The sequence below is a fragment of the Pseudomonas sp. BIGb0278 genome (assembly GCF_024809895.1).
Taxonomy (GTDB): Bacteria; Pseudomonadota; Gammaproteobacteria; order Pseudomonadales; family Pseudomonadaceae; genus Aquipseudomonas; species Aquipseudomonas shirazensis.
The window spans coordinates 1,415,252-1,431,388 of sequence record NZ_JANUEL010000001.1 but is presented as its reverse complement, the minus strand read 5'-3'; the positions used below and the strand labels follow the sequence as shown (position 1 = coordinate 1,431,388).

Annotated in this window: 12 protein-coding genes and 1 pseudogene; 4 read left to right on the top strand and 9 right to left on the bottom strand. The window is 63.7% G+C overall.

What is annotated here, in order from left to right; genetic code table 11:
• Positions 1–144: 144 nt before the first annotated feature.
• On the bottom strand, positions 145–1,296 hold the full coding sequence (locus tag M2396_RS06515) for an acyl-CoA dehydrogenase family protein (protein WP_259073932.1): 1,152 nt from the start codon (positions 1,294–1,296) through the stop codon (positions 145–147).
• A 16-nt stretch (positions 1,297–1,312) separates the two neighbouring features.
• Positions 1,313–2,383: an enoyl-CoA hydratase/isomerase family protein gene (locus tag M2396_RS06510; RefSeq protein ID WP_101319128.1), complete on the bottom strand. Its 1,071-nt coding sequence runs from the start codon at positions 2,381–2,383 to the stop codon at positions 1,313–1,315.
• 340 nt (positions 2,384–2,723) lie between these two features.
• Between M2396_RS06510 and M2396_RS06505 the strand changes: the two genes are divergently transcribed.
• Together M2396_RS06505 and M2396_RS06500 are read left to right on the top strand one after the other, a co-directional pair.
• Complete coding sequence (locus M2396_RS06505; protein ID WP_259073931.1) at positions 2,724–3,908, top strand: porin; 1,185 nt, start codon at positions 2,724–2,726, stop codon at positions 3,906–3,908.
• An 86-nt stretch (positions 3,909–3,994) separates the two neighbouring features.
• The gene (locus tag M2396_RS06500; RefSeq protein ID WP_101319132.1) at positions 3,995–4,531 is read left to right on the top strand and encodes a sterol desaturase family protein; all 537 of its coding nucleotides are present in this window, start codon (positions 3,995–3,997) and stop codon (positions 4,529–4,531) included.
• Here M2396_RS06500 and M2396_RS06495 read toward each other — a convergent pair.
• From M2396_RS06495 to fni, 5 genes and pseudogenes are all read right to left on the bottom strand, one after another.
• Positions 4,476–5,402 (bottom strand): annotated as a pseudogene (locus M2396_RS06495) (phytoene/squalene synthase family protein); the annotation flags it as partial. The gene M2396_RS06500 and the pseudogene M2396_RS06495 sit on opposite strands and share 56 nt — an antisense overlap.
• Entirely contained in the window at positions 5,399–6,889 is a 1,491-nt protein-coding gene (locus tag M2396_RS06490; protein WP_101319134.1) for a phytoene desaturase, read from the bottom strand. The pseudogene M2396_RS06495 and the gene M2396_RS06490, both read right to left, overlap by 4 nt.
• A complete protein-coding gene (crtY, locus tag M2396_RS06485) occupies positions 6,886–8,052 on the bottom strand; it encodes a lycopene beta-cyclase CrtY (protein ID WP_259073929.1) in 1,167 nt (388 codons plus the stop codon). The genes M2396_RS06490 and crtY overlap by 4 nt, the downstream gene beginning before the upstream one ends.
• Positions 8,037–9,323: a glycosyltransferase gene (locus M2396_RS06480; protein ID WP_259073928.1), complete on the bottom strand. Its 1,287-nt coding sequence runs from the start codon at positions 9,321–9,323 to the stop codon at positions 8,037–8,039. Before M2396_RS06480 ends, crtY begins: the two co-directional genes overlap by 16 nt.
• Positions 9,320–10,366: a type 2 isopentenyl-diphosphate Delta-isomerase gene (gene fni, locus M2396_RS06475; RefSeq protein ID WP_259073927.1), complete on the bottom strand. Its 1,047-nt coding sequence runs from the start codon at positions 10,364–10,366 to the stop codon at positions 9,320–9,322. Before fni ends, M2396_RS06480 begins: the two co-directional genes overlap by 4 nt.
• Before the next feature lie 165 nt (positions 10,367–10,531).
• On the opposite strand from fni, the gene M2396_RS06470 reads away from it, so the two are divergent.
• Positions 10,532–11,512 (top strand): polyprenyl synthetase family protein, encoded by a 981-nt coding sequence (locus tag M2396_RS06470; protein ID WP_259073926.1) that lies wholly within the window; start codon positions 10,532–10,534, stop codon positions 11,510–11,512.
• Positions 11,509–11,733: a hypothetical protein gene (locus tag M2396_RS06465; protein WP_101319144.1), complete on the top strand. Its 225-nt coding sequence runs from the start codon at positions 11,509–11,511 to the stop codon at positions 11,731–11,733. The genes M2396_RS06470 and M2396_RS06465 overlap by 4 nt, the downstream gene beginning before the upstream one ends.
• Positions 11,734–11,801: 68 nt before the next feature.
• Here the strand turns inward: M2396_RS06465 and M2396_RS06460 are convergent, their stop codons facing one another.
• Positions 11,802–13,931 carry a TonB-dependent siderophore receptor gene (locus tag M2396_RS06460; RefSeq protein ID WP_259073925.1) on the bottom strand — a complete coding sequence of 710 codons (2,130 nt, stop codon included), beginning with the start codon at positions 13,929–13,931 and terminating at the stop codon, positions 11,802–11,804.
• 162 nt (positions 13,932–14,093) lie between these two features.
• The gene (locus tag M2396_RS06455) at positions 14,094–16,097 is read right to left on the bottom strand and encodes a U32 family peptidase (protein ID WP_259073924.1); all 2,004 of its coding nucleotides are present in this window, start codon (positions 16,095–16,097) and stop codon (positions 14,094–14,096) included.
• Positions 16,098–16,137: the final 40 nt, after the last annotated feature.

Here is a 16,137-nt window from a genome sequence, read left to right as displayed (position 1 = left end):
TCGGCAAGGAAACAGCACGCTGTATCAGACGTGGTCTGATAGATGCGTAGGAAATTTCGCTATTAACAAAACAGGCGCCTCAATCGGCGCCTGTGGAGGTCTGTCGCGGCCTGCATTCAGGCAGGTCCGGGAGGAGGGCCGGGGCTACAGCGGATAGTGCTTGAGCTCGCGCGCGATCAGCATTCGCTGAATCTCGCTGGAGCCTTCATAGATCTGCGTGATGCGTGCGTCACGGTAATAGCGCTCCACCGGATAGTCTTCCAGGTAGCCGTAGCCGCCATGCACCTGAATCGCCATCGAGCACACCCGTTCGGCCATCTCCGACGCGAACAGCTTGGCCTGTGACGCCTCCGACAGGCATGGCTTGCCCGCACTGCGCAAACGCGCGGCGTGCAGGATCAACAAGCGCGTGGCGTTGACCTGGACCTGCATGTCGGCCAGCAGGTTGGCGATGCTCTGGTGCTCGTTGATCGGCTTGCCGAACTGGATGCGGTCACGCGAGTACACCAGCGCTGCTTCGAATGCCGCCCGGGCAATGCCCAGCGCCTGGGCGGCGATACCGATGCGGCCGCCTTCCAGGTTGGACAGTGCAATCGCCAGGCCCTTGCCACGCTCGCCGAGCATGTTGGCTGCGGAGATGCGGCAGTTGTCGAGGCTCACGGCACAGGTGTCGGACGCGCGAATGCCCATCTTGTGTTCACTACGGTCGACCTTGAACCCAGGGTTGTCGGTCGGCACCAGAAACGCCGACAGGCCTTTTTTGCCCAAGTCGGGATCAGTCACTGCAAAGACGATAGCCAGACCGGCACGGCGGGCGTTGCTGACAAACTGCTTGCTGCCGTTGATCACCCACTCGCCATCGATCAATTCCGCACGGGTGCGCAAGTTGTGCGCCTCGGAGCCGGCCTGCGGTTCGGTCAGGCAGAAGCAGCCAATCACTTCGCCGCTGGCCAGGCGGGGCAGCCAGTGCTGCTGTTGCTCAGGCGTACCGTAGGCCAGCAGCGGGCCGCAGCCTACCGAGTTGTGAATGCTCATCAAGGCGCCGGTCGCGCCGTCGCCAGCCGAGATTTCCTCGACCGCCAGGGCATAGGCCACGTAGTCGGTGAAACTGCCGCCAAACTGCTCCGGCACGACCATGCCAAGCAAGCCCAGCTCACCCATCTTGCGCACCACCCCGTCGTCGATCCAGGCGGCTTTTTCCCAGGCCTGGGCATGCGGGGCGATTTCGCCGCGGGCAAAATCGCGCGCCATGTCGCGGATCATGATCTGTTCTTCGTTCAGTTCCAGGTCTTGCATCTGCGTACTCCCAGGCTCACAGCCCTTCGAAGAATTGGTCGACCCGCGCCTGCGCTAGTTCTGCCAGGGTCGGCGGGTTCCAGCGTGGCTGCTTGTCCTTGTCGATGATCAGGGCGCGCACGCCCTCGATGATGTCGCCATGGGCGAACCACTGCCGGTCCAGGTGCAGCTCCATGGCAAAGCACGCCTCCAGGCCGAGTTTGCGCCCGCGCCTGAGCATCTCCAGGGTCACGGCCATGGCCAGCGGCGAGCGGCTTTGCAGCAGGTCGGCGGTGGCCAGCGCCCAGGCCTGGCTGTCGCCGATCCGCACCGTGCGCAGTTGTTCGATGATGCTGGCAAGGTCGGCCTGGGCGAAGTAGTGGTCGATCACCGGGCGCAGCTTGGCCAGCGGCGCGTCGGCCAGTACCTGGGTGCCGAGGCGGGCCAGCGCGCCCTGCAGGTCCTTGAGCGGATGCTGACCAAAACTGAGCTGGTCCAGGGCCTGATCGAGCTGAGCAAGCTTGTCGCTGCTCAGGTACCAGTTGGCCAGGCCGCAATACAAGGCATCGGCCGCCTGGATCTGGCAGCCGCTGACGCCCAGGTAGGTGCCCAGTTCGCCCGGCACGCGGGACAGGAAGTAGCTGCCGCCGACGTCCGGGAAGTAACCGATGGCGGTTTCCGGCATGCCCAGCCGGCTGCGCTCGGTAACCACGCGCAGGTCGGCGCCTTGTGCCAGGCCCATGCCGCCGCCCAGCGTGAAGCCGTCCATCAACACCAGGGTCGGTTTGGGGTAGTGATGGATGCGCAGGTCGAGGGCGTACTCCTCGACGAAGAACTCTTCATGCAGGCTGCTGCCGGCCTTGAAGCTGTCGTACAGCGAGCGGATATCACCGCCGGCGCAGAAGCCTTTTGGCCCTTCACCGCGCAGGACCACAGCCTGCACCTGCGGGTCGACTGCCCAGGCGTCGAGCGCCTGCTGCAGGCTGCGCACCATGTCCAGGGTCAGCGCGTTGAGCCCGGCCGGGCGATTCAAGGTGAGGTGGCCAATCTGATTGCGGACTTCAGCCAGCACATGATCGGTGGATGAAATTCGAGCGTGCGCGGTCATCGCGATCTCCCTGCTTTGTTATTGATTTTCCAAGTGAAGTCTGGAGTGCACTGGAGGATCAAAAGATCCTGCCATGCAAATATGTCCTGCACAATCGACATATCTGCAGCAGCTGACTGCATGAATGTGCCATGTACCCGCTTTGTGCACCCCGCCTTGCGAATGAGTTACTGCCACTTTAGCCGAGTGCGCCCCAAGGAGCGGGTCGTAGTGCTTGCAGGCGCAAGCCGCCCGGCACCGGCCAAGGAACTGGCCAATCGCCGCCAAGGCAGCGTAGGGCCGCGTGCGTGCGCTTTCGATAATCGCCTGGACACCTGTCCAACCGATTGCGGAGCGCGTCATGCACAACAACAATAACAACTCCCACAGCCGTATCCTGCCGCTGCTTGGCGGCCTTGCCAGCCTGGCCTTGGCCCCGTTGGCGGGGGCCGAGATCATGCTCTACGACAAGGACCAGACCACCTTTTCCACCGACGGCTACATCAACGCCTTCTACGTCAACAGCGATATCGACCGCGCCGGCGAGCAATATGATCGGCGCCAGTCACGGGTGAAAATGGGCTTTCTGCCCAATACCCTTGGTTTCAACATGACGCGCCAGATCGACGATCTCAAGCTGGGTGGGCGTGCCTCGTTCTGGGTCAGCATCAACGACAGTGAAACCAACGGCACCGACACCGCCATCGATGTCCGCCAGTTCTACGGCACGGTGGCCAACCCGGAGTGGGGCGAGGTGTTGATCGGCAAAGACTTCGGTTTGTTTGCCCGCTCCAACATCCTCCTCGATGAACTGCTCACTGGCTACGGCCAGGTCAGCGACACACTTGGCCTGGTTGACGGCGGCGGGGTCTCGTTCGGCAACATCGGCAGCGGCTATCCCTATCCTTTCCCGACCTCGCAGATCACCTACCGCACACCGGTAATGGACGGCCTGCGCGTGGCCGTGGGGATAATGGACCCGGTCGACACCAACGACGACAGCGCGGTCGGCAAGGCCTATCAGAAGAATCCGCGCACCGAGAGCGAGATCACCTACCAGTTCGATCTGGGCGGCGCGAAGATCTACAGCTGGCTCAACGGCAGTTACCAGACCTCCGACAACACCGACAGCAACGTCGACTCGGTGACCTCCAAAGGTCTTGGCTACGGCGTACAAGCCAAGATGGGTGCGTTCTCGCTGACAGGCTCGGGCTTCAGCGCCAAGGGCATCAACCCGTTCTTCACCAACAATGCTGGCGAGGCGACCCTGCGTGAGGTCGACAGCCAGGGTTATCTGGTGCAGGGCTCGTACACCTTCGGCAAAAACCGCCTGGCGCTGTCGTATGGCAAGACCAAGGATGACGGCAACGGTGCAGTGAACACTGGCGCCGACTATGAAACCCGCGGCATTGCCCTGTTTCGCGAGATCAATGCCAACTTGAAACTGGTCGCCGAATACAACCAGTTCGAGATCGATGGCCATGACGGCGATGCGCAAAACGAGGACACCGATACCTTGGCCCTGGGGGCTGTGCTGACCTGGTAAGCGGGCGGCTGGCGCGGCGGCATGCCGCTGCAATCCGCTGGGGCATTTGCTGTATGCTCACAAGCATTGCCAGGAGATGCCGCGCCATGTTCACCAGTCTGCTGACGTTTCTGATCACCCTTGCCGCCATGGAAGGCGTTGCCTATCTGGCCCACAAGTACATCATGCATGGCTTTGGCTGGGGCTGGCACCGCTCGCATCACGAGCCACGCCACGGTGTGTTCGAAAAGAACGACCTGTACGCCGTAGTGTTTGCCGGGTTGGCCATCACCCTGATCGCGTTGGGCACTGCCGGCTGGTATCCACTGCAGTGGATCGGTGCCGGCATGACCGGCTATGGCCTGCTCTACTTCATCGCCCATGACGGCCTGGTGCACCGGCGCTGGCCGCTGCGGATCGTGCCGCGCCATGGCTACCTCAAGCGCCTGTACCAGGCTCACCTGATGCACCATGCGGTGCAGGGCAAGGACGGCTGTGTGTCGTTTGGTTTTCTCTACTCGCCTACGGTTGAGCAGTTGAAGGCGCAGCTGCGTGCGCGTCACGGTGGACCGTTGCGCGAGCAGCGAGTGGACGCTGCCAAAGCTGCAGCGCCCGTGGCGGATAGCGACGCCAGCCGCGGCTGAGGGCCTGCCACAGGCCACTGGCAATGGCGGCGAGTTTCTCCCCCTTGCTGGTCGACAGGCGCCCGTCCCAGGCGGCATCACCCGCCGCCAAAATCTTCAGGCCGATGCGCCGATACACCGAACCCGCTGTTGCCACTGCCCAGGCTGAACGCCAGGGCAGGGCGCTCAAACCGGCCTGGGCGCTGGCATAGTAGGGCTCTGCCTGCTGCACCAGACGTGTGCCCATGCGCGCCACGGCAGTGCGGTGGCGTGGTTCGGCAAGCTGTTCGGCAGTGACCGAAAACTCGTCCAGCCAGGCTTGCGGCAGATAGCAGCGGCCAACCTTGGCATCATCAACGATATCCCGGGCAATATTGGTCAGTTGCATGGCCAGGCCAAGGTCGCAGGCGCGATCGAGCACGGCGTCATCGCGTACGCCCATGACCCGCGCCATCATCAGGCCGACCACGCCGGCCACGTGGTAGCAATAACCTAGTGTTTGCTCTAGCGTCTGGTAGCGCTGGCCGGCAACGTCCTGCTCAAACCCCGCCAGCAGGTCGAACGCCTCTGCCTGCGGTACGCCATGGCGCCGGGCAACTTCGCGCAGTGCAGCAAAGGCGGGGTCGGTGACCGGCTGATCGGCGCAGGCAGCTGCGGTTTGCTGATACAGGCCGGCCAAACGCTGGCGGGCCTCCTCAGTCTCCAGCACGCTAGCCTGATGGCCGGCTTGCTGGCCGTCGATCACGTCGTCGCAGTGGCGGCACCAGGCGTACAAAAGCACTGCGCTGCGGCGGGTGACCGGGTCGAACAGGCGCGAGGCTGCGGCGAAGCTTTTCGAGCCGACGGCGATGCTGTGTTCGGCGTGGGCGAGCAGTTGCTCGTCGCCACTCATCGCTGCAGATCCTCGAGCATCAAGCCTGCGGTGGCCTTGGCCGAGCCGATCACGCCCGGCACGCCAGCGCCTGGGTGGGTGCCGGCGCCGACCAGGTAGAGGTTGCTCACCTGCGCATCACGGTTATGCGGGCGGAACCAGGCACTTTGGGTCAACACCGGCTCCAGCGAGAACGCCGAGCCCAGGTGGGCGTTGAGTTCGTCACGAAAATCTACCGGAGTGAAGCTGCGGCAGGTGACCAGGTCTTCGCGCAGCCCGGGGATGTAATAGCGCTCGAGGTAATCGAGGATTTTCTCCTGATAGCGTGGGCCTTCGACCGCCCAGTCGACCGGCGCATTGCCCAAATGCGGCACTGGCGCAAGCACGTAATGGCTGGAGCAACCGTCCGGCGCCATGTCCGGGTCGGTCGCGCAGGGCGAGTGCAGATACAGCGAGAAGTCTTCCGGCAGGTTGGGGCCGTTGAAGATTTCCTGCACCAGCTCACGGTAGCGCGGGCCGAAGCACACAGTATGGTGACGCAGCTGCGGCTGCCGGCGCTTGAGGCCGAAATGCACAACGAACAACGAGTTGCTGAAGCGCTTGCTTTTCAATCGGCGTGCTTCGGACTGGCCGCGCCGGTGCGCGCCGAGCAGGTCGGCGTAGGTATGCACCACGTCGGCGTTGGAGGCGATCGCATCGGCCGTCCAGTGGCGGCCGTCGCGGCTGCGCGCACCGATCAGGCGGTCGCCCTGGGTATCGAAGCTGACCACGTCGGCGTTCAGCTCGAGGGTGCCACCGAGGTCGGTGAACAGCCGCGCCATGCCCTCGACCAGCGCGCCGGTGCCGCCTTTGGCAAACCACACGCCCCACTCACGCTCCAAGGCGTGGATCAAGGTGTAGATGGCCGAAGTGGCGAATGGATTGCCGCCCACCAGCAGGGCGTGGAAGGAGAACACCTGGCGCAACTGCGGGTTGCGGATGTACTGTCCGACCATGCTGTAGACACTGCGCCAGGCCTGCAAACGTGCCAGCTGCGGGCCGGCATGGAGCATGTCGCGGAAGGTCAGGAACGGCACCGCACCAAGCTTGATATAGCCCTCTTCGAGGACTGCTCGGGAGTACTTCAAAAAGCTCTGATAGCCGGCGACATCGGCCGGCTCCATGGCGTGGATCTGCTGCTCGAGCTCGGCTTGATCGTTGCTGTAGTCGAACTGCGTGCCGTCTTCCCAGCACAGCCGGTAGAACGGCGCGACCGGCAGCAGCTCGACGTAGTCGGCCATCGGCTTGCCGGCCAGCTCGAACAGCGCTTCGATCGCGGTCGGGTCGGTGATCACTGTGGGGCCGGCGTCAAAGGTAAAGCCCTGGTCGTGGTAGACGTAGGCACGCCCGCCAGGCAAGTCGCGACGCTCCAGCAACGTGGTGTGAATCCCGGCCGCTTGCAGGCGAATGGCCAATGCCAGGCCGCCGAGGCCTGCACCAATCACCAGCGCGGTTTTGCCTTGGGTCATGACTGCTCCTTGAAATGCTGTGGAGAATGGCGCAACGCCGCCCGTAGCGCCTGGCCGACGGGGACTGGCGGTTTGCCCGAAAGAATGCGCAGACGATCAGCCGCAGAGCTTTGGCCTGCATAAAAACGTGCGATCAAGCCTTCCGGCAAGCGGTAGAAGCGCTGCATGACCTGCCAGCGCTGCTGCGCGCTGCCAGCCAGGAACAGCATGCGATTGAGCAGCCGATAAAAGCCCTGGCCGCGCCAGCGCTGCGCCAGATAGCTGCCCATGGCCCGGTGCAGCTGCGCGCTGCTGTCGAACGGCTGCGTTGCGAGCCAGTCCGCTAGGCGCACGGCCTCCGGCAGCGAATAGCCGGTCGTACAGTGGCACAGCCCGGCGCGCAGCCCTGATGAGACCTGCCCATGCTGCTGCGCCCACCAGGCCGGAAAGTCTTCTGCCAGGGTGATCGGCAAGTCGCCTTGCTCCTCGCGCAGGCACTCGGCGCCCCGCCAACCGTGCTGACGCAGATAGTCATCGATATTGCTGCGCAATTGCGCTGTAACTGGCGGGCTGTGGTCGACGTAGTGGGTGTCCTCGATCAGCAGGGTATCGGCGCTGAACGGCAACACGTAGACAAAGCGGTAACCGTTGCCCTGGGCGACTCGGGCATCCATCAGGATCGGTGCTTGCAAGCCGTGGGGCTGCTCAAGCCGCAGCACCTGGCCGAGAAACGCCTGGCGGCCAAGCACCCGGTGCGGGCTGGCCTCGGCGCCACGGCCATCGATGGTGACCCGCGCCTGCAGCACTTCGCCGCTGGCCAGGGTGACCTGCTCCGGCGCAAGCGAGGTGATCTCGCAGCCGGTACGCAGGGCCGTCCCCAAGGCCTGGGTGATGACCTCGGCAAAGCGCTCGCTGGTGATGCTTGCATAGCCACTGGCCAGGCGCCGCGACAAGTGCGGAAAGTGCACGTGGTAGGCCGGCCAGCGCTTGACCACCAACGGCTCCAGCCAACGCTGCTGGGTGGGCGTGAGGTCGGCATCATGGAACGACCAGGTATGGTTGCCGCCAAGGTTGGCATCACGCTCCAGGCACAGCAGTTTCAGCTCAGGCCGTAGTTGGCTCAGGCGCCAGGCGATCAGGCCATTGGCCAGACCGCCACCGGCGAGGATCAGGTCGTAATGCATGGTGAGTTCTCTGCCAGTACCGGTTGGTGGCTGCGCAACGCTGCCTCGACGATGTCCGCTGCCTTGGCCGCGCCACCGGCCGTGGCCAGTTCGCGTTGCAGCGCAGTCAGCCTGGGCAGCGGTTCGCGCAGCAGGTGGGTGAGGGCGCTGCGGATGGCACTGACACTGGCCCGCCGCGACAGCGCCACGCCCAGACGATGATAGGCAACCCGCGCCGCCACGCCCGGTTGATCGAATGCAATCGGCATGACCAACAGCGGCGTGGCTGCGGCAATGGCATCCAGCACGGTATTCAGGCCGCCATGGCTGATGACCACGTCGGCACGGCGCACCGCCCATTGCTGGGGCGCGAAGTCGGTCACGAAGGTAGCGCCCTGTTGCAGCAGCTGCGCTTGCTGAGCGTGATCGAGGCCGCCGCAGTGGGCGATCAGCAGCTGCACATCCAGCGCCTGGCAGGCCTGGCTGATCTTGCTGAACAAGTCGAAGCGATGGCCCTGCAGGGTGCCCAGGCTGGCAAACACCAGTGGCCGCGCCGGGTCCAGGGGCCAGTCGGCGGCGTCCTGCTGCGCCGCCACCCGCAGCGGCCCGACTGCATGAAAGTGCGCCGGCAACGCCTGGCGCGGAAAATCAAAGCTGGGCACGGTCTGGCTGATTTGCGCCAGCGGCGACAGCCAGTCATGCAAACCCTCACGCTCGACCAGGCCATGTTCGCGGCAGGCCTGGCGCAGCACGCGCCCCAGTGGCTGCATCAACCAGTCGAAGACCTCGGTGCTGCCGCGGTACAGGCGCCGCTTGAAGCGGCTTTGGCCGTAGTCGAACGGCATCACCGGCAAGGGTATGCCAGGTTCGCGGTTGATCGGCAGCGCGCAGGCGATGGATATCCAGGGAATACCCGCCACTTCCGCCGCCAGCGCCCCGGCCGGTTCCATCTGGTCACACAGCATGGCATCCACCTGCTGCGCAGCGAGCGCCTCGGGCAGGCAGGCGCAGAGCATCGCGCTGGTGCTCGCCAACTGGTCGATCAAACGGCGCAGATGCATCGGCCCACTGGGGATGGCGGCCAGGCGCAAGGTCTGCTCAAGATGGTCGTTGGCAAGCCGCCCGTGGCCTACCGCGACAAAGCCGATGCGTGGGTCGCTGAGCCAGCGCTGCGCGGCAGGTTGGTGAAAAAAACTCACGCGGTGGCCGCGCTCGACCAGCTCCCCGGCCAGCGCCTGCAAGGCCTGGAAATGGCTGGGGTAGGGCGGGGCGACCACCGCAAAGTGACTCATGACAGGTCCAGCCCGGCCGCCAGCAAGCGCGCCCGACGCAGCGCTGCCAGGTCACGCGAGCCGGTGCAGAAGCACGCGACCCGCAGCTGACGAATGATGATCTCGAAGTGCTCGACCACCGCCTCGGTGGACTCGGTGGCAGCCTGCAACACGCCGGCTGCCTGACCGACCAGATCAGCGCCAAGGCGGATCGCCTTGGCCGCATCGATGCCGTCACGAATACCGCCGGAGGCAATCAGAACGCTGTTGGGCAAGGCCCGGCGCAATGTCTGCAGACACAGCGGCGTCGGAATGCCCCAGTCCGCGAAAGCCATGGCCACAGCGCGATCGGCGTGGGTGCTGGCACGCTCGGCTTCAACCGCTGCCCAGCTGGTGCCGCCGGTGCCGGCCACGTCGATCACCTGCACACCGGCTTCGAGCAGGTCGCGGGCCACGCTTGGCGAGATCCCCGCGCCGACTTCCTTGATGATCACCGGCACAGGCAGCGCTGCAGTCAGCGCCGAAATCTGCGCCAGCACGCCGCGCCAGTCGCGGTCACCTTCGGGCTGCACTGCTTCCTGCAGCGGGTTGAGGTGGATGATCAAGGCGCTGGCTTCGAGCGTATCGACGGCGCGCCGGGCCAGATCCAGGCCGTCGGCTTCGCGCAGTTGCGCCGCGCCAAGGTTGGCCAGCAGCGGGATATCAGGGGCCAGCCGGCGTAGCTCGCGGGTCAGTCCCTGGTCGTCGGCGCTGCGCAGGCTGACCCGCTGCGAGCCGACACCCATGGCAATCCCCAGCGCCTGCGCAGCCTCGGCCAGATGGCGGTTGATGCGTGTGGCGCGCTCGGCGCCACCGGTCATCGAGCTGATCAGCAGCGGCGCACGTAATGGCATACCCAGCAAAGAGCTGCTCAGGTCGATGCTGTCGAGGCACAGTTCAGGCAGGGCGCAGTGCTCGAAACGGACAGCGGCCCAGCCGGCATCGGCATGCGCGATGGTTTTATCTGCGCCCAATACGATGTCAAGATGATCGTCCTTGCGCTGGCTCAACACGCTTTTTTTCATTCCGGCTCCGCTGCCAGTGAATCATTGGGTGAAAATCATGGCCTTACCTTGTACAACGCTAGTAGCTTTGTACAGCTATGCTGGGAAACAGTACAGTTCTGGCAACGGCCCCTGATAGTCGTTCCGTCAACTCGCGGCCTAGACCGCACCACCGAAGAGGCCAGGATGACCACTATCGCCCGTACAACCTCGGCCACTGACGCCGACTTCGCTGTTTACCTTGCTCGCCTGCGGGCAGAGCTGGACAGCCGCCTCAGTGCGCTGCTGCCAGAGGTCGGTCACGAACGCGATCTGCTCGCCGCCGCCATGCGTGAAAGCGCCCTGGCGCCGGGCAAACGCCTGCGCCCGTTGCTGTTGCTGCTGACTGCCGAGAGCTTAGGTGGTTGTAAAGCGGCAGCGCTGGATCTGGGCTGTGCGATCGAGATGGTGCACGCCGCCTCGCTGGTGCTCGATGACTTGCCGTGCATGGACAACGCAGCGCTGCGCCGTGGCCGGCCCACGCTGCACCTGGCGTTTGGCGAGGACGTGGCCATCCTTGCCGCCATTGCCTTGCTGTCGCGCGCCTTTGGCGTGGTGGCGGCGCTACACACGGTCGAGCCGGAGCAGCGCAATCGCCTGATCGCGATCATGTCGCAAACCATCGGTGCCCACGGCCTGGTCAAAGGCCAACTGCAAGACCTGCGTGACGGTGCAACAGTGCGCAGTGCCGAGCAGATCACCGAGACCAATCAGCTCAAGACCGGCGTGCTGTTTGCCGCGATCATGGACATGGCCTGCCTGCTCGGCCATGCCCATGAAGGCGTGCGGCAGCCTTTGCAGCGCTTTGCCAGCGAGCTGGGCCAGGCGTTCCAGCTGCAGGATGATCTGCGCGATTGTGACCCGGACACCGGCAAGGACCTGGGCAAGGACGCCGGCAAGTCGACACTGTTTGCCTTGTGCGGCGAAACCCAGACGCGCCATCGCCTGCACAGCCACCTTGAGGCTGCCGAGCAGTGCCTGGAGCAGGTGTTTCTTGCCGAGCAACCGATTGGTTGCCTGCTGCGTGCAGTGTTCGCCAATGTGCGTTCACCTTTGGCCCAATCAAACTTTTGCGCCAGCGTGCGATCTGCTGAAGTACAGGTAGATATCTCAAGGAGCACGCCATGACCGACCACGACCCGCAACACACCGGCGACAAGGTGCCACGTCCACTGTCCTCCGAGCAGGCCCAGCAAGGCCAGCGCGTAGAGGGCAAACCGCTGGAGCGGCCGGACCCGGACACCGAAACGATCGACAAGGTGATTACGCCCACTTCGATCAAGGAGCTGGATGAGCAGACCGCAGAAATCGAGCGGCGCCTGCGTGAAGCGCGGGAGAAGGGTTTGTAATTGCTTGAAGGCGTGCCAGCCTGCTGGCACGCTTGGCACCGCGCCTGCCAGGGCGCGGTTGATCAACGTCAGAAGGTGTAGGCAACCCCGGCCTGCACAGTGCGTGGCTCACCTGGGTAGGCGTAGCGGTTGAACGCGCCTTCGTCATAGCCTTTATTGAACACGTTGCGCACATCCAGATTCAGCCGCACATGCTCGTTCAACTGATAGAAGCTCAGCAGGTCGACCACGGTGTATTGCTCCATGGTGTAGGTGCTGGCGGCCGTCTGACCCTGGCGGTCATCCACGTATTTGACGCCCATGCCCATGCCGAAACCTTTGGCCAGGCCGTCCTGGAATTCGTAGGTGTTGAGCAGGCTGAAGCTGTTGCGCGGGATGTTGGCCAGGCGGGTGCCGGTGGGTACCCGGTTGTCTTTGGTGACCTCGGCATCGACATAGGCATAGCCGCCGATTACGCGCCACTCTGGGGTCAGGTTACCGGCCACATTGATGTCCAAGCCACGGCTGCGTACTTCACCGGCAGCAATGTTGGAGTTGCCGGTTGGGTCTGCCGGATCGCGGGTCAGGACGTTTTCCTTGACGATATGGAAGATCGCCGCGTCCACGCTCAGTTGACGATCAAGGGGCTCCCACTTGACGCCCAGCTCATAGGATTTGCCCTTTTCCGGATCGAACCCAGTGCCCTGCAGGCTAGCGCCGCTGTTGGGCTTGAACGAACGTGCAGTGTTGGCATAGACCGCAACGGTGTCCGTGAGGTCGTAGATTGCGCCCAGACGGGGGGTGACCGCATTATCAGCTGCATCCCAACTTTTACCGTTTGGCACGTAGTTTTCGTATTGGTGTTCGAATCGCTCCAGTCGCACCCCACCCAGCACCTTGAACCGCTCTGTTAGGGCAACTTGATCTTGAATGAATGCCGCCCACGTTTTCAGATTTTCTTTGTCGTGGGTGGTAGGAGGATTTACCAGAGCAGGACGTGGCTGGCCGAGTACCGGGTTATAAATATCAATGGGGTAGGTGCCCAAGGCTGTAGATGAGCGCACGATGATCGACTTGTAGTCATAGTCCTCATACTCAACACCTGTCAGCAAGGTGTGAGCGAAGCCTGCGGTTTCGAAGTGGCCGGTCAGATTGAGCTGGTAGTCACGATCAGTCCACTCCAGCTTGCGGTAGTTGAAGTTGCGCTGCAGGGTGCGTCCATCGGCAGGCGGGCCATTGGCCTCAACCGCATTCCCTTTCAAACTCCCATCCAGCCACTGCATACCGCCAGCCAGGGTCCAATTGTCATTGAGCAGATGCTCAAAGCGCAGCTGGGCCATGTTGTTGTCGTTGTGCAGCAGGTTGTCGCTGCCTTTCTCCCAGACGTTGGTGTCACGCGAGGCGCTGCCGCGCTGGGTGTCATAGCGGGTCAAACCACGGTCGAGCGGGTGGTTGTTGCGCATGAAATCGCCTTCGAAGACGATCTTGGTGCTGTCGTTGGCCTGCCAGCTGAGTACCGGGGCGACATCATAGCGTTCGCTGTCAACGTCATCGCGGAAGCTCTCGCCGCCTTCGCCCAATACGTTCAGGCGATAGGCCAGGCTGCCGTCTTCGCTGAGCGGGCCGGTGGCGTCGAGCGTTGCCCGGTGCATGCCCTGGTCATCGAACTGGCTGCCCAGGGTCACCTTGGATTCGGGCAACGGCTGTTTGCTGACAACGTTGAAGGTGCCGCCGGGATCGCCACGGCCATACAGGCTGCTGGCCGGGCCGCGCAGTACTTCCAGGCGCTCGACGGTGTTGGCGTCCGGCGCGTTGGGGTAGCCGCGGTTGATCGGGAAGCCGTTGCGATAGTACTCGCCCGTGGTGAAACCGCGCACGGTGACGGTGGTCAGGCCCTGGCCGCCGAAGTTGTTGGCCCGGCCCACGCCGCCGGCGTAATCCAGCGCGTCCTGCAGGCGGGTTGCGCCAGTGTCTTCGAGCACGTCCTTGGGCACCACGCTGACTGACTGCGGAGTCTCGTGCAGGGCGGTGTCGGTGCGGGTAGCGCTGGCCGAGCGGGTGGCGCGGTAGCCGATCACCGGGCCATCGGCGCGTTCGCGCTCGCTGGCGGCATCGATGTTGACGGCTTGCAGCTCGACCGTTTGGGCCGGGTCGGCATCAGCCAAAGCCACAGGGGAGATAACATTGAGCAGACAAAGGGAAACGAACGCACGACGCATGGACGATACGATCCTGGCAGGGGGAAGATGCGCGGGATCATATCTGGAAACAATTCTCGTTTACAGAAATATTTTGCGTACTAACGTACCAGGTTTTGGCTGCAATCGTTGGGTTGATTGCCCAGCGAGCCGCAGCGCTGACAAAGCGCTGCGGCAGGCCGATCAGTGCGGAGCGCGGATGATCGTCTTGAGCAGGTCTTCCGGGCTGATATGCCCAACCACCTGCTGCACGCCGCCACTGCCTGGCGAAGGCAGGTCGATGATGTGCGAGCGCATCTTGCCGACAACATGCATCTCACACGGCTTGCAATCGAACTTCAAGGTCAGCACTTCGTCGCCCTGGATCAACTGCATCGGTGCGACCTTGGTGCGTACGCCGGTCACGCCTTTGGCCTGTTTCGGGCACAGGTTGAAGGAGAACCGCAAACAGTGCTTGGTGATCATCACCGGCACTTCGCCCAGCTCTTCGTGAGCCTCGTAGGCGGCGTCGATCAACTGCACACCGTGGCGGTGATAAAACGCCCGGGCCTTCTCGTTGTAGACGTTGGCCAGGAACGACAGGTGCGATTCCGGATACACCGGCGGCGGGCTGCTTTCGGCCTTGCGCGCACCGCGTGGGTGGGCAGCGATCCGTGCTGCGGTCAGCGCCTCGATGGCCTCACGGCGCAGAGCCTTGAGCTGCGAGTTGGGGATGAAGAACGCCTGCGGTGCATCCAGCTCGATAGCGCTGGCGTGGTACTGGGTGGTGCCCAGTTGGCCGAGCAGGTCATGCAGTTGATCGAGCGCCTGTTGCGGCTTGTTGGCTGGGCCAAACGGGCCGTCGAGGGCGACGCTGACGCTGATGCCTTCTTCACTGGTGGCGGTCAGCTGCAGACGCTGCTCGCTCAGTTGCGCCTGCCAGGCCACGCCGACCCGGCGCTCCGCGGAGGTGCGCTGCAAGGCCTGCTGCCAGTTGTGATCGAGGTTGCGCGACAGCGGATGGTTCGGCTTGAGCCGGTACATGCCATCCGGCATCTCGTTGGGCTCGACCCGGTAACGGTAGCGCGGTGCACCGTCTTCCTCGAACTCGCCCTTGAGCTCGGCGATGTTGGCGCGGAAACCCACCACTTCGCGCTTGACCAGCACGTTGAGGCCGTCACCGTTGCTCAATGGCACCTCGGTGACCACCTGCATGTCACGCTTGCCGACCTTTTCCACCACGCCTACCGGCAGGCCGGTGAAGGTGGGCGAGTCGAACGCGCCGATGTCGATCTTGCGGTCGCTGACGAAATAGTCAGTGCTGCCGCGGTGGAAGGTCTTGTCCGGGTCGGGCATGAAGAAGTGGTCGGTGCGGCCACTGGAAGCTCGCGCCAGCTCGGGGCGGTTCTCCAGAATCGCATCGAGCTCTTTGCGGTAATGGGCAGTGATGTTCTTCACATAGCCCATGTCCTTGTAGCGGCCCTCGATCTTGAACGAGCGCACGCCGGCATCGACCAGATCGCTGAGGTTGGCGGTCTGGTTGTTATCTTTCATCGACAGCAGGTGCTTCTCGAACGCTACTACTCGGCCCTGATCATCCTTGAGGGTGTACGGCAAGCGGCAGGCCTGCGAGCAGTCGCCACGGTTGGCACTGCGCCCGGTCTGCGCCTGGGAGATATTGCACTGGCCGGAGAACGCCACGCACAGCGCGCCATGGATGAAGAACTCGATGGCCGCATCGGTTTCGCTGGCAATCGCGCGGATCTCTTGCAGGTTGAGTTCACGCGCCAGCACCAGCTGGGAGAAGCCGGCCTGATCGAGGAAACGCGCCCGAGCCAGGGTGCGGATGTCGGTCTGGGTGCTGGCGTGCAGCTCGATCGGCGGGATGTCCAGCTCCATCACCCCAAGGTCCTGCACGATCAACGCATCGACGCCGGCATCGTACAGCTGATGGATCAGCTTGCGCGCTGGCTCCAGCTCGTTGTCATGGAGGATGGTGTTGATGGTGGTGAACACCCGCGCATGGTAGCGCCGGGCGAACTCGACCAGTTCGGCGATCTCGCTGACTTCGTTGCAGGCGTTATGCCGCGCGCCGAAGCTCGGGCCGCCGATATAGATGGCGTCAGCGCCGTGCAGGATGGCTTCGCGGGCAATCGCCACGTCGCGGGCAGGGCTGAGCAGTTCCAGGTGATTCTTGGGCAAGGACATGGCTTTATTTTTTCGGGCTGTCACGGTTTAGGCGGGCATT